Source organism: Paenibacillus sp. FSL R5-0527, assembly GCF_038008055.1.
GTDB lineage: Bacteria > Bacillota > Bacilli > Paenibacillales > Paenibacillaceae > Fontibacillus > Fontibacillus macerans.
Genome location: NZ_JBBOYI010000001.1, coordinates 1693914 through 1707859 on the forward strand (window position 1 = coordinate 1693914; position 13946 = coordinate 1707859).

10 protein-coding genes are annotated in these 13946 nt (G+C 54.7%); 5 read left to right on the forward strand and 5 right to left on the reverse strand.

Features of this window, described 5'->3' with window-relative positions:
• Nucleotides 1-32: 32 nt before the first annotated feature.
• Together NYE69_RS07550 and NYE69_RS07555 are read left to right on the forward strand one after the other, a co-directional pair.
• A complete protein-coding gene (locus NYE69_RS07550) occupies nucleotides 33-1928 on the forward strand; it encodes a beta-glucoside-specific PTS transporter subunit IIABC (protein WP_340925598.1) in 1896 nt (631 codons plus the stop codon).
• 53 nt (nucleotides 1929-1981) lie between these two features.
• Entirely contained in the window at nucleotides 1982-3445 is a 1464-nt protein-coding gene (locus tag NYE69_RS07555; RefSeq protein WP_340925601.1) for a glycoside hydrolase family 1 protein, read from the forward strand.
• A gap of 605 nt (nucleotides 3446-4050) precedes the next feature.
• Here NYE69_RS07555 and NYE69_RS07560 read toward each other — a convergent pair.
• The 5 genes from NYE69_RS07560 to NYE69_RS07580 all read right to left on the reverse strand — a co-directional run bounded on the left by NYE69_RS07560 (nucleotide 4051) and on the right by NYE69_RS07580 (nucleotide 10011).
• Nucleotides 4051-4965 (reverse strand): IS1595 family transposase, encoded by a 915-nt coding sequence (locus tag NYE69_RS07560; protein ID WP_340925603.1) that lies wholly within the window; start codon nucleotides 4963-4965, stop codon nucleotides 4051-4053.
• Nucleotides 4966-5531: 566 nt separating this feature from the next.
• Nucleotides 5532-6512 (reverse strand): polyprenyl synthetase family protein, encoded by a 981-nt coding sequence (locus NYE69_RS07565; protein WP_340925605.1) that lies wholly within the window; start codon nucleotides 6510-6512, stop codon nucleotides 5532-5534.
• 66 nt (nucleotides 6513-6578) lie between these two features.
• Nucleotides 6579-7031 (reverse strand): hypothetical protein, encoded by a 453-nt coding sequence (locus NYE69_RS07570; RefSeq protein WP_340925607.1) that lies wholly within the window; start codon nucleotides 7029-7031, stop codon nucleotides 6579-6581.
• A gap of 155 nt (nucleotides 7032-7186) precedes the next feature.
• Nucleotides 7187-9067: an FAD-dependent oxidoreductase gene (locus NYE69_RS07575; protein ID WP_340925611.1), complete on the reverse strand. Its 1881-nt coding sequence runs from the start codon at nucleotides 9065-9067 to the stop codon at nucleotides 7187-7189.
• 32 nt (nucleotides 9068-9099) lie between these two features.
• On the reverse strand, nucleotides 9100-10011 hold the full coding sequence (locus NYE69_RS07580; protein ID WP_340925612.1) for an FMN-binding protein: 912 nt from the start codon (nucleotides 10009-10011) through the stop codon (nucleotides 9100-9102).
• Between the two features lie 458 nt (nucleotides 10012-10469).
• Between NYE69_RS07580 and NYE69_RS07585 the strand changes: the two genes are divergently transcribed.
• The 3 genes from NYE69_RS07585 to NYE69_RS07595 all read left to right on the forward strand — a co-directional run bounded on the left by NYE69_RS07585 (nucleotide 10470) and on the right by NYE69_RS07595 (nucleotide 13926).
• Complete coding sequence (locus NYE69_RS07585) at nucleotides 10470-11975, forward strand: HD-GYP domain-containing protein (RefSeq protein WP_340925615.1); 1506 nt, start codon at nucleotides 10470-10472, stop codon at nucleotides 11973-11975.
• A gap of 41 nt (nucleotides 11976-12016) precedes the next feature.
• Nucleotides 12017-13453 carry an ATP-binding protein gene (locus NYE69_RS07590; protein WP_328273270.1) on the forward strand — a complete coding sequence of 479 codons (1437 nt, stop codon included), beginning with the start codon at nucleotides 12017-12019 and terminating at the stop codon, nucleotides 13451-13453.
• Between the two features lie 95 nt (nucleotides 13454-13548).
• Nucleotides 13549-13926, forward strand: a complete 378-nt coding sequence (locus tag NYE69_RS07595; RefSeq protein ID WP_340925621.1) for a RidA family protein — start codon at nucleotides 13549-13551, stop codon at nucleotides 13924-13926.
• Nucleotides 13927-13946 lie beyond the last annotated feature (20 nt).

Genomic DNA, 13946 nt, shown 5'->3' on the forward strand with positions numbered 1-13946 from the left:
AAATACTAGCAAATAATTAAGGAGGAGCAGCGATGAAATATGAAGCATTGGCGAAAGCCATTATCGAAAACGTAGGCGGCAAAGAAAACGTAGCCAGCCTGACCCACTGTATAACCCGGTTGCGTTTTAAGTTGAAGGATGAGAGCAAGGCCAACACGGAAGTGTTAAAAGCGATGGACGGTATTGTCACAGTCATCCAAAGTGGCGGGCAATACCAGGTCGTTATCGGTAATCACGTACCCGAAGTATATGCGGATGTGGCCGCAATCGGCGGCTTTCAGGAAGCGGCGGCGGAGCCGTCCGGGGAAAAAATGAGCTTGTTCAACAGATTCATCGACATCATCTCGGGAGTGTTTCAGCCGACGCTGGGCGTCTTGGCCGCCACCGGGATGATCAAAGGGTTCAACGCCTTGTTCTTGGCTCTGGGCTGGCTCACGGCCACTTCGGGAACATACCAGATTCTAAACGCCATAGGCGATTGTCTGTTCTATTTCTTCCCGATTTTCCTCGGGTATACGGCGGCGAAAAAATTCAACGCCAACATTTTTATCGGCATGGCTATCGGGGCTTCACTCGTGTATCCGACGCTCAGCAGCATTATGGGGTCGGGCAAGCCGCTGTATACCTTGTTTAGCGGCACGATCTTCGAGTCGCCGGTGTACATTACTTTCCTGGGCATTCCGGTTATCCTGATGTCCTATTCGTCAACCGTTATTCCGATCATCGTTTCCACGTATGTCGGAGCGAAGCTGGAAAAACTGTTTAGAAAGATTATCCCCAGTGTCGTCAGAACGTTTCTGGTTCCTTTCTTCACCTTGCTGGTAGTTGTTCCGCTGTCGCTCATCATCATCGGTCCGCTCTCGACCTGGGCCGGCCAACTGCTCGGGCAAGGCACATTGTTCCTTTACAACTTAAGCCCGGTGATCGAAGGCTTGTTGATGGGTGCATTCTGGCAAATATTAGTTATCTTCGGGCTGCATTGGGGAGTTGTGCCGATTGCCATCAACAATCTGGCGGTGCTGAAGCATGATCCGATTCTCGCCGGCACGTTTGGTGCTTCGTTTGCCCAGATCGGCGTGGTGTTGGCCATTATGCTGAAAACGAAAAGCGCGAAATTAAGATCGCTGACAATCCCGGCTTTTATCTCAGGGATTTTCGGAGTTACGGAACCGGCGATTTATGGGGTTACTTTGCCGCGGAAGAAGCCGTTCATTTTAAGCTGTATTGCGGCGGCGGCAGGCGGCGCTATTCTCGGCGCCATGGGCAGCCAAATCTATATCATGGGCGGTCTGGGTATTTTCATGCTTCCCAGCTTTATTGGTCCGCAAGGCATGGATGCCGCATTTTATGGGGCCATCATCGCTATGGCCGTCAGCTTCGTTTTGGGCTTCCTGCTGATGTTCTTCGGCGGTTACAAGGACGAAGAGGATGATGCCAAGCCAAAAGAGGCCTGCAATACCGAAACGCTGGTGAAGCAGGAGACGATCGGCAGTCCGCTCAAGGGAACGGTAAAACCGCTGTCGGAAATCGCGGACGAGGCGTTTTCTTCGGGGGCCATGGGCAAAGGGATCGCCATTGAACCGGCCGAAGGCAATGTCGTCGCTCCGGCCGACGGGGTGCTGACCTCGCTGTTTTCGTCGGGACACGCGATCGGAATCACCAGCGACCACGGCGTGGATATCCTGATCCATGTGGGCAAGGACACCGTAAAGCTGAAAGGCAAATATTTCGCTCCCAAAGTCAAACAAGGAGATCGGGTCCGCAAAGGCCAGGTGCTGATGGAGTTTGACGCCGAAGCGATCAAAGCGGAAGGATATGATATAACCACGCCTGTGATCATTTCCAATACGGGCGATTATTTGGATGTCATCGAAACGGAACGGAAAGCGGTCGATTATCAGGACGATTTGCTGACGGTGGTCATTTGAGGCGGCGGTCTTAAGGAAATTGGGAAATTCAATAATTGGGGAGGAACGTACGAATGGCATATACGGCTAATACGGCTATAGCTTTTCCGGAAGGTTTTCTGTGGGGAGGCGCTACGGCGGCCAACCAGATCGAAGGCGGATACAACGAAGGAGGCAAGGGGCTGAGCACGGCCGACGTAATCACCGCCGGCACCCATATGACGCCGCGGCGGATTACGCCGGTACTGGAGCCGGACGCCTATTATCCCAGCCACGAAGCGATCGATTTTTATCACCGTTATGAGGATGATATCAAGTTGTTCGCCGAAATGGGCTTTAAGGTGTTCCGCATGTCGATCGCCTGGTCGCGGATTTTCCCGCACGGCGACGACGCCGAGCCCAACGAAGAGGGCCTGCGGTTTTATGACCGGGTGTTCGTGGAGCTGAAGAAACACGGGATCGAGCCTTTGGTGACGATATCCCATTACGAGGCCCCGCTGCATCTGGCCCAGCAATACAACGGATGGACGAACCGCAAACTGATTGATTTTTACGTGAAGTATTGCGAAGTGATTTTTAACCGGTATAAAGACGTAGTCAAGTATTGGCTGACCTTTAATGAAATCAATATCCTGACCATGCCGTTCGGTTCCTTTATCGCCGGCGCCATTATGCCGGAGGAGGGGGCCGAGCTTGGGCATGGGGCCAAAACGGATCAGCGGCTCTTGTATCAGGCGCTGCACCATCAGTTTGTCGCCAGTGCTAAAGCCGTGAAGCTGGCCCATGACATCAATAAGGATTTCAAGGTCGGCTGCATGATCGCCTATATGTGCTCCTATCCGCGGACATGCCACCCTGACGATATCCTGCTGGCCCAGCAAAAGGATAACCTCAGCAACTTCCTGTGCTCGGACGTGCAGGTGCGGGGGGCCTACCCCGGGTTCGCGAAGCGGTATTTTCGGGAAAACAACATCGAGATCGTGATGGAGGATGGGGACGAGGAGATTTTAAAAGCGGGCCGCGTCGATTTCTACACTTTCAGCTACTACTCCTCGGTTTGCGTTAGCGCCGACCCGGAGCATGAGCAGGTGGGCGGAAATTTATCGCTGGGGCTCAAAAATCCCTACCTGCAAGCCAGCGCCTGGGATTGGCAAATTGACCCGACCGGCTTGCGCTGGTCGTTGAACAACATCTACAACCGTTACGAAATTCCGCTGATGGTGGTGGAAAATGGCCTTGGCGCGGCCGATACAGTGGCGGAAGACGGCTCGATTCACGACGATTACCGGATCGAATACCTGCGCGAGCACATCAAGGCGATGAAGGAAGCGATCGCCGACGGGGTGGACCTCATCGGCTATACCCCTTGGGGCTGCATCGACCTGGTCAGCGCCGGAACCGGCGAGATGAAGAAGCGCTACGGCTTTATCTACGTCGATAAAGACAACGAAGGCCGGGGCACGCTGGCCCGCTCCCGCAAGCAAAGTTTCCACTGGTATAAGCAGGTAATCGCCTCGAATGGAGAGCGTCTGGAGTAAGGACCGGGCGCTGCCGCCAGGTGGCGTGTAAATGGTTTGCAATTGGTGTGTAATTGGTGTGGAGCATAACAGGCGACTTGCAGCGGATTCTATTGGATATTTCCAATAAGAGCTGTCTTTTATCTTGATCTGTATCGTCGATCAAAAACCGTCTCAAGACTGCAACGAAAGTCTCGGGACGGTTTTTTTGAGATTCTGGAATTTATAACTCAACTTGGAAAGCTTGAGGTTAGGGAAGTGGGGGGGCGGCAGATCAACACTCCCTGTCCGGAGACTTTGCACGATTATCCCGTTTAATCAGGTAGCAGAGAGAAAGACGAGCTCGGGAGAAGAAAATATTGGGTGGAGAAGCAGATAGGTTCGAGATAATTTAGACGGACATGGGGGAAGAAATCAGATTTAGAGGGATGAAACAGACCGGACAAGAGATCAAGACAAGAGATCAAGACAAGAGATCAAGGACAAGGCGCGAGGGAAACGAAAAGACCGTGATTATGCTGTAGCCTGAACCCTTCCGTCTGCAGCAACGCCCGCACAGTTCATGCTAACCCCTACCCATTAAGTTGATCCGCATCAAACTCCCCCCATATTTTCAAGCACCACGATCAGGCCGCAGCCGCAAGGGGCTGGTTCGGTTGGCGCGCGATCAGCCGGCGGTAAGGGAGCGCCGGAATCGCCACACACATCTGCAGCAACTCCTGCCGCATCGTTTCTTCCGCTCCGGGCAGTCCTCCGGGCAGGCGCAGCCGGCGGCGTCCGGTGTATTCGTTCAGGTACGCCTGCAGATGCTTCAGTCCCAAGGCTCCATACGTACTCTTCAGCGATTCCCACGCCTCCCTCACCACTCTCCGCAAGGGCGTATACAGCCGAAAGGCCAGAGGGAACAATTGTACCGCCGATGTATGGACATCCACATGCCCGCTAATAAACGCGGTTAGATCGTGACGGTTGGCCCTTTCTTCGCTTCCCCGCTTATGCGGCACCAGGCGGATTTTGACCTGCTCCGGCTCGCCCGACTCCGTTACCGTGCAGCCGGCTACGACCGCCGAGGCGTACGGATGCGAAAGCTGACACCGGGACGGATTACGCCCATACTGATCGCTGTTCACCTTCACGTCTCCGGAGAGCAGCTCCCGGGCATCGAACTCCCCCACGGCATGACGTATTTTTTGCAGCATCGACCACGCGGTCTTGTAGGCGACCCGGATCACCTGGCGCAGCCGCATCGCCGAGATGCCGTCAGGGAGCAGGAACAACTCCAGCGCCTGGAACCACTTCACCAGGGGCAGATGCGTTCCTTCAAAAATCGTGCCGACCAAAGGCGATGTTTGATGCTTGCACTTTCCGCACTCGAACAAGGGGATATGCCGGGAGGCCAGACGGCTGCACCGGGTGTAAGCGCAGCGCGGGCAGACAAAGCCGCTTGGCCATTTCATCGCGATTAGCGCCTCCATGCAGTCCAGCTCGCAGTTAAAACGGCTACTGAATGGTTGAAGTTCCGTTCCCGTATTGACTTCCATATCCGCTCGCCCCCGAATTAAAAATATAGGAACATAGGTTCCATTTATTTCATTATACCAAACATGCGTTCCCTTATCAAGCCGAAAATCTCACCTGAACCGCCTCATTTTTTCCTTATCTTTTTTGTTTTTTTCTACTCTTTTTTTGGAACCCATGACTTGCTTTAGCCCCACCCCCTGCTCCCTGAACGAAAGGAATAATCGTGCAAAGGCAGGCAGCAGGAAGGAACATCAAGACACGAACCCTTTAAACAGTCCCTTTAGCCCCCTCACCTGGTATCGATTTGTGACACTGCTCGAAACGGCTACGGTGCAAAAGGTAGATACACTGACCCCGCTGGATCGTGGCGCCTCTACATTGTTGACGCTAGAGCCGAAGTACTCAGTGCTTCAACTCTGAAAAAAGGGGAAGGGCTCTCGGAGTAGAACCGAAGAGGGAATAGATAAGAACACGACTTTAACGGCGGGTGACCCCCCATACAACATTCCCTCAAGTCGATCCAAAGTCGAAGTTAGAGCCGTTAAAAGGGGCTGTCAGGCGGTTTTCATAACCAGCCGCCTCGCGCCTATTGATCCCGGCCGCCAAAATAGTCGAGCAAGGCCTGGAGATCGCGATGCGCCGGGTAGCGGGCCAGGCGGCCGATGATTTCCCGTGCCTCGTCTAAGTAGCGGCTGCTCAGGCGTTCGGTTTGCTCCAGCGCGCCGCTCGCCTGGATGGCCGCGACGACAGCTTCGACTTCGGCGGCTGGGCTTGCCGCCGTGATCGCCCGGATGCGGGGGGCGAGCCGTTCGTCCTGCAGCGCAAACAGCACGGGCAGGGTGATCTGGCCGCTACGCAGGTCGCTGCCGGCCGGCTTGCCGAGCTGCTCCGCCGATTGGGTGAAATCGAGCACATCGTCGCGGATTTGAAACGACATGCCGAGCTTCTCCCCAAAGGCGTACAGCAGCTCGGCCGTTTCTGAGTCCGCCCCGGATGCCTGGGCACCGGTCTGCAAGCAGGTGGCCATTAGCTGCGCGGTTTTGTTTTTCGACTTTTCCAAATACTGCTCGATCGTCACGCCGTAATCGTAAAGATGAGCCAACTGCTGATATTCGCCCAGGCATAACTGCGTCGTAGCCAGGGAAGACAAATTGTACGCGTATTTGTCCCGGTCCGCCGAGTAAACGGAGATCAGCTCGATTACCCTGGCCGACATGTAGTTGCCCACATGCAGCGCGCCGCTCACGCCCAGCTTTATATGCATCGCCTTCTGCCCGCGGCGGACCGGGGAATCGTCGATGATGTCGTCGTGAATCAGGGAGGCGGCGTGGATAAACTCGGCGGCCGCGGCCAAACGCCAAATTTTTTGCTCATCCGGGGCGGGGCCGAAGCGGCTGCCGACGATGACCATCAGCGGGCGGACACGCTTGCCGCCGGAGCGGATAAGTTCGATGATGCTTTTGGCAAGCTGCGAGGCGCGGGGAATGTCCCGGTCAAATTTGACCATATTTTCGATTTCCCGGTCTACCGCTTTTAAAGAAATGTCAAGCGCCTCATGAAGTTTCATGGAAAGCCCCTCCTTGTTGTCGTTTCCCGTGAACTCGTATTCTCAAGGCTAAACCGCAATGTAATTCTAAATCGCCCGGCCGGTCGTGGTCCGGTTCAAGTCCAGCTGCAGGAACAGCTCCCAGCCCTTAAGCAGCCGTTCGTCTTCGGCGCGTCCTTCCGCGCGTTTGATTTGAATTTGTTTGATGATGGGGGCCAGATGGGACAGGAGATCGTATTCCTCCCACTTGAGGCATAAACCTACGTAAAAACTGTATAGATAGTCGCCGTCCAGCACCAAACGGGTCAACTCTTCGCCGGCAGCCGCATGATCGCACCGGCTGTGGCGCTGAAGGGCGAGCTTGATTGCGATGTAAATGGTCAACAAACGGCGCTGGCGCACCCTAGGAATATCGTATTGTTCCAGGAGGTTCGCCAACGGTTCGACTTCTTCTGCCGTTATATCGGGATGAATGCCGGCCTCGGGCGATAATTCGCCTTGCAATAAACGACAAGCGTCTTGGAAGAGTACAGGTTTCATAAGGACACACTCCTTGGTATGCGGTAAGCTTGCAGGGAACAAGGGCCACTGACTCGGCAATAATAGAAAAAGGGGAGTAATGCGCGGCTTATGCGCCCATTACTCCGGATTATTCGTCAAGGGGGTGAATTGCTGGTTGTCACTTGCTATGGTTGCTATTCGGTGTACAAATACCATCTTCGTACCAGCGGGATTTTCTTCCACTGTTTCTTGAGCCAAGGCAGAACGTAGTAATCCAGACCAAACGCGCTGCCCGAACCGCCGATCAGGGCGATGCCGGCCGTCATGTACCACAGCATTTCCGCGGAAGCCATGCTGGAGGACCAGATCATGACGCCGAGGGCGACGGTGGCCGCCGAAGCGATCGCGGTGAAGAGGCCAACGATAATCATAACGCCAAGCGCGATTTCCATGAATACCATGAAGAACTGGAACACGGTGGCCAACGCCGTATATCCGCCGTCGGACGTATAGAAGAACACGTCCATAAACCAGTTGACGATGGATTTGATAAATCCCGGAACAGGCAGCGCCGTGACAGCGGTCGAAGCGCTCTCTACGGCCGATGCCGCAGCTTGGGCGTCAACCGTTTCCGTAACCTTGCCGGCGGCTTCGCTGGCCGCGGATACAACGTCGCTGGCTTGCGGTGGAGCCGGAATCAGGAAGATTTTCGAAGGTTCCTTCATAATTTTCGGCAGCTTGTCGAGACCTTCTTCCAGCCATTTGTACCCGACGAAAAGGCGCAGCGGCAGCAGCCAGAAGTTCGGCGAACGTTTGGCGAAATGGCCGCCGACGAAACTTCTGCGGTTGTTCACATGGAAAAATTCATGCATCATATAAGTCCAGACTTTCGCAAAGCCGGCCACGGTGAACAGATAATACATATTGATCATGTGCTTGCTGAGCATGGCCATAAAGCCGCTTAACATAAACATTTTATTCGGCAGGCCGACATTCGCCACACCGTAGCGGCTGCCGATGCACACCATCGTCCCGTGGAATCCCGGCTTGTAGGACTTCTTCGGTTTGCCGTGGACGTCCGCGTAAATGTTATGCGCAATCAGCGGGCCGGCCTGCTCGGCGTTTTCCACCATTTGCGGCACCGGGCGGGTTTCTCCCTCCGGAATGTAAAAAATGTTGTCGCCGACGACGTACACATCTTCGTGGTCGATGCTTTGCAGCTTGTCATTGGTGACAATCCGCTTGCGGCCTTCCTGCTTCACGTCGAGCTTGCCGACGAGTTCGGAGCCTTCGACGCCGGCCGTCCACACGATCGTGTCGGCTTCAAGCTCGCCGCGGTCTCCAAGCTGTACGCTGGCTGGCGTTACGCCGGTGATTTTCGCGCTCGTGATGATCTCCACGTTCATTTTATGAAGGCGTTTGGCCGCTTTCTGAATGAGCTTGTCGGGCAGGATCGGCAAAATCTTCGGCGCCATATCCGCCACGACAAGCCGGACTTCGCCCGCGTCGATGTAAAATTCCTTGCACAGCTCGTCGCGGAACTCCGCCAGTTCGCCGACCAGCTCGACCCCGGTAAACCCGGCCCCGACAACGACGAAGGTAAGCATCTTCCGCCGTTTGACCGGATCGGTCACTTTGGCCGCTTCGCTGAACATGCGGCGAACTTGCTCTTTAAGCCGCACGGCATCCTCGTAGGACCATAAGGTCAAGGCATGCTCCTCCGCGCCCGGAATTCCGAAAAACGTCGGTTTACAGCCCGTGCCGATCACGAGGTAATCGTAGCTGTACGTATTTTTCGCCGAACGCAGCTTCTTGGCGCCAAAATCGATGTTGTCGATGGAATCGAGAACCACGTCCACCTTTTGCCCGGCAAAAATCTTCTTGAGCTCGATTTTGACCGAGTCCTCCGGAGCCCGGTTGGCCGCGACCTCATGCAATTCGGTCAGCAGCGTGTGATAGGGGTTTCGGTCGATGAGCTGGATTTGCACGTCCTTGTCTTTCTTGAACAGTTTGGCCAGATGCTTGGAAGTGACGACACCGCCGTAACCGCCGCCCAAAACGACTATCTTTTTCAAGAGGTTCACCTTCTCGTATAGGTTGGTAGTAGTTATTTCGCTTGTTCAAGTGCCTTGGCAACCAGATCGAAATAGGATTTCAAGCTGATCGATACGCCGGAAATCGCGTCGGTTTTGCCTTCTTCATTAAAAGTAAGGGAAGCCGGGTCCTGTTTTTCCACGAGATACGCTTCCGCTTTGGCGGCTTCTTCGTGCCATTCCGCTTGGGCGCCGCCGGCTTTCATGCCGTATTTGCCGTCGATCGAGTTTTGTTTCTTGTCTTCGCCTTTGTCGTTGACGCCGCTGAAGTTGACTTTAATGATTTTGCCTGCGGCCACCACGACGTCCGCGGTCTCCTTCCAGCCGGAATGCGGATCGAACGCGTCGCCTTCGGCGTGGTAGGTGCCGTCTTTGTAGATGCCCGGTTCCACCGGTCCGGCGGCGAGCGCTTTATCCGCGAGGTTAAAGAAGTCGCTCACATGAATGGAAACGCCGGAAATCGCGTCGGTTTTGCCTTCATCGTTCAAAGCGGCCGCTTTGGGATCCTGTTTTTCGAGCAGGAATTGCTCCGCCTTTTCAGCTTGTTCATGCCATTCGGAGGAAGCGCCGCCGGCTTTCATGCCGTATTTGCCTTCTTTGGAATAAGTCACTTTGTCGACCGGAGCCTTTTCGCTGATCGCGTTCCATTTCGCGTCGGTGATTTTGCCGCCGGACACGGTCAAAGTCACGTACGATTGCCAGCCGGAGTCCGGATCGACCTCGCCGATCGCGTAATAGACGCCATCCTGATGTTGGCCTTGTTCGGACGAAGCCGCGGAGCCGTTGGCGTTCGCGCCGTTTTCCGCCGTTGCCGGGGCGGTGTCCGCAGGTTTCGCACTGCCGTTCCCCGCCGGGGCGCCGGAGCCGCAGCCTGCCAACAGCCCTAGTACAAGAGCGCTGCTGAGTAAGAGTGATGCTTTTTTCATGATAGAACCCTCCATTTAAAAGATGTTATATATTAAAATGTGAAGACATTTTAATAACGAATAGGGTTGGAAGCCCGCCGGATAGCCGATCGGACTAGGCCTAAAGGAGTCTTATAACCTTTGTTCGAAGGCATTTTAGCATATAAAAAAATAGGTTAATGTGAAAAAAATCACGTACATTGTGACATAAAATAACCTTGCAAAATGGCGTATGTGCCATCATGCAAGGCTTCGCAGGTTTAAGAGCAATTTTCAATAATTTGAAATATTTATTTTTAAATTGCCAAAGTGACGTTTGATCCGTTCGTGCGTTTGGGGTCCTAGAATATACAGATACAAAAAGAAAGGAGTTTTAAACAAAAAGTTCCAGATATTATCTGAAATGCGATCCGGTTCATGCCGATAATACAGGAAGCGGGCGTTACCCGACAATTTGCGAATGGAAGGCGGAACACGCCGTGACGGTATACAGAACTTTTATTCGTCGTCTCATGCTTAATTATGCGGCCGGCTCCTTTCTGGCGGGCATTGCGATTGCGAGCTTGATTTTCGCTGCGCCGCTGGATGTTTCCCGGGATGAGTACATCTGGCTTGCAGGGGTGCTTTGCGTATCGGTCTGCGTCATGCTCCTGCTGGAAGGCACCGTCTTTTATCTGCAGCTTAAACCGGTCAGAAGCGCCTTTCTCGAGGAGATCGGGAGTTTTCAGGTTCTGCAAAACGTTTATATCAGAGTGCACCGGATGCCTTCCCTGGCCGTAAAACGCATTCTCGGGCCGCATTTGCTCGGCCTGGTCGTGCCCGGGGCTGTGTTGTCGCTGGAGCTTACGGCCGCCGGCCGGATCACGATTCCTTCCTATTATGTGCTGCTCGCCTCCCTGGGCTGCGTTCTCGTCTGCGGCATGCACGCACTGATCGAGTTTTATTTGACCTCCTATGCGGTGCGCCCGGTTTTGAAGGAGCTTAGCGCCTGGAGCCGCAAATTGTTCGGCAGGGAATTGACGCTGGGCGGAAGGGTATTCGTTCCCGTATCGCGAAAGTTAAAATGGAGTTTTTTTCTGATCGGCGCCTCCCCGCTGCTGCTGTACAATCTCTCCGTCCAGTTCCGGCTTCAGGACTGGGGGTACGGCGCTTACGCATACTGGCAGTGGGCGGGATATATCCTGGCGGTCGGCCTCGGCTTCGCCTTCATTGGCTCCAGGCTGATGGCGCGGGAAATCATGCTGCCGATCCAGCATCTGTATGAGCGCATGGCCGAAGTAAAAACGGGGGATCTCCGCTCGGAGGCCGCGGATTTGTATTCCGATGAGTTTTCCCGGCTCGTGTCCGGGTTTAATCATATGCTGCGGGGGCTTAGGTCCGAGGCGGCGCGCAACAGCCAGCTGGTCGACAGCTATTTTGCCACCTTGGCCGCCGCTTTGGACGCCCGCGATCCGTATACGGCCGGGCATTCCTTGCGGGTGGCCGAATACGCGGTGAAAATCGGCCGGCTGGCCGAATTGCCGGAGGAGCGCATCGACGAGCTGCGCAAGGCGGCGCTTCTGCACGACATCGGCAAAATCGGCATTCGCGACGCCGTGCTGCTGAAGGAGGGCCGGCTGACGGATGAAGAATGGGAGCAGATCAAACAGCACCCGGTGCTTGGCGAAGCCATCCTGAAGCAGATCGAGCCGGCGGATGCCATGGCTCCTTTTTTGCCTGGGGTAAGATCGCATCACGAGCGGTATGACGGCAAAGGCTATCCGGACGGGCTTGCCGGGGAAGATATCCCGCTGTTTGGGCGGATTATCGCGGTGGCGGACGCTTTTGATGCGATGACCTCGGACCGCCCTTACCGCAAAGGCTTGGAGCCCGCCCAGGCGCTCGAAATCCTCGAGCAGGGCCGGGGAAGCCAGTGGGATCCGCATTATGCCGAGCTGTTTGTAAATGCTTACCGGAACGGAATGGAGAAGGACACTCCCGGATAATCGCTTATACATACCATTGAACCGACGGAGGTGGGAAGCCTATGAGCCTAGGGAACACGCTTCTGATCAATTTGGGAATGCTGATTGCGGTCGCTTATTTGGCCAATGTGATGCACAAATATGTATTCAGGAATCTTTCGCCGCGCGTCAATTACGTTCTGTCCGTTCTGGTGATGATTTCGGCGGGCTGGATTTGCATCAAATTAGGATTCTCTCTGGATGACCGGATCATTTTCGACCTCAGGATCGTTCCGCTGATCATTGCGACGCTGGTTTATCCGCACCCGCTTACCCTGCTGACGATCGGGCTCGGGATCGGCTTGGTGCGCTTATCGTTTGGCGTAAGCGACGCCGCGCTCTTCGGGCTTGTGAACTTGACGGTGCTCGGAGCGGTTTGCGCCGGCCTGCGAATTTGGTTTAACCGCGCCAAGCAAAGCTTTGCCTTTATGGGGATTGTCACGATCCTGACCGTTAACGGCATAAATTGTTTGAACACTATACTTTTCGGGGTTACCCCTATACATACCTATCTGTTTAAAATTATGCCGATCATGCTCCCGCTCGCCGTGCTCTTTAGTTTTGTATTTGCCTTGATTCTCCGCGATTTTCAGATGGGACATCGGCAAAATTTGGAGTTGAAGCACGCCAACGAGCTGCTGCGAAAGCAGACGGATGAGCTGCATAAAGCGAAAATCGGGCTGGAGGACCGGGCCAAGCAGTTGACGCTCGCCAACGGCTATAAATCTGAATTTTTAGCGACGATGTCGCATGAGCTGCGGACGCCGCTGAACAGCATCATCAATCTGGCGCAAATCATCGCCGAAAGCGAGGACGCCGGGGACGAACTGCCGGAGTATGGACGAATCATCTACAAATCGGGCCACGACCTGCTGCAAATTATCAACGACATCCTCGACTTGTCCAAAGTGGAGGCAGGACGGCTCGAAATCATGGACGAGGAAGTGGTGCTGACGGAAGTGGCGGACTGGATGCGGGTTCATTTTGAACTTATGGCCTCGCAGAAAAAGCTGGACTATGAGGTGCGGGTGGAAGAAGGGCTGCCGGAAACGATCGTTTCCGATCCTCACCGGATCGCGCAAATTTTGCGGAACCTGCTCTCCAACGCTTTTAAGTTTACGCATCAAGGAAAAGTGACGCTCAACATCCGGCGGGCCGCGCTAGGCGAAGTCCAGCAAGGGGAATGGCTCGTGTTTGCCGTAACCGACACCGGGATCGGCGTTCCGAAGGATAAGCAATCGGCCGTGTTCGAATCGTTCCGGCAGGCGGACGGATCGATCAGCCGCAGATACGGCGGGACGGGACTCGGCCTGCCGATCAGCAGCAACCTGGCCCGCCTGCTCGGAGGATTTCTGCGCATGAAGAGCGCCGAAGGGGAAGGCAGTGTGTTCGCCCTTTATCTGCCCCTGCAGCCGGCGGAGACACAAAGAATGGAGACAAGTCTTGCCCAAGGCAGATGAACATCGCTACAATAGATGAAAGTATAGAAGTTGAATTATTGATTGCGCGGATAGATGCAAACGGGTAATTCAACTTGAGAAAGGGATGGATATAAATGGACAAACAAGTGATTTCAACAACTTCTGCCCCTGGAGCGATCGGGCCGTATTCGCAAGGGGTCGGGCTGGGCGATCTGGTCTTTACTTCGGGCCAGTTGGGCCTTGTGCCGGAAACCGGACAATTCGCGGAAGGCGTCCAGGCGCAGACCGCGCAGGCGCTGCGCAACGTCAAAGCCGTGCTGGAAGCGGCCGGCAGCGGGCTGGACAAAGTCGTAAAAACGACCGTGTTCCTGAAAGACATGAACGATTTTGCCCAAGTAAACGAGGTGTACGGATCGTTTTTCGCCGAACCGTATCCGGCGCGCAGCGCCGTCGAGGTGGCCCGCTTGCCCAAGGACGGCCTCGTCGAAATCGAAGTCATCGCCGTAAAATAAAACAGCAAGCCGAGGGAGCC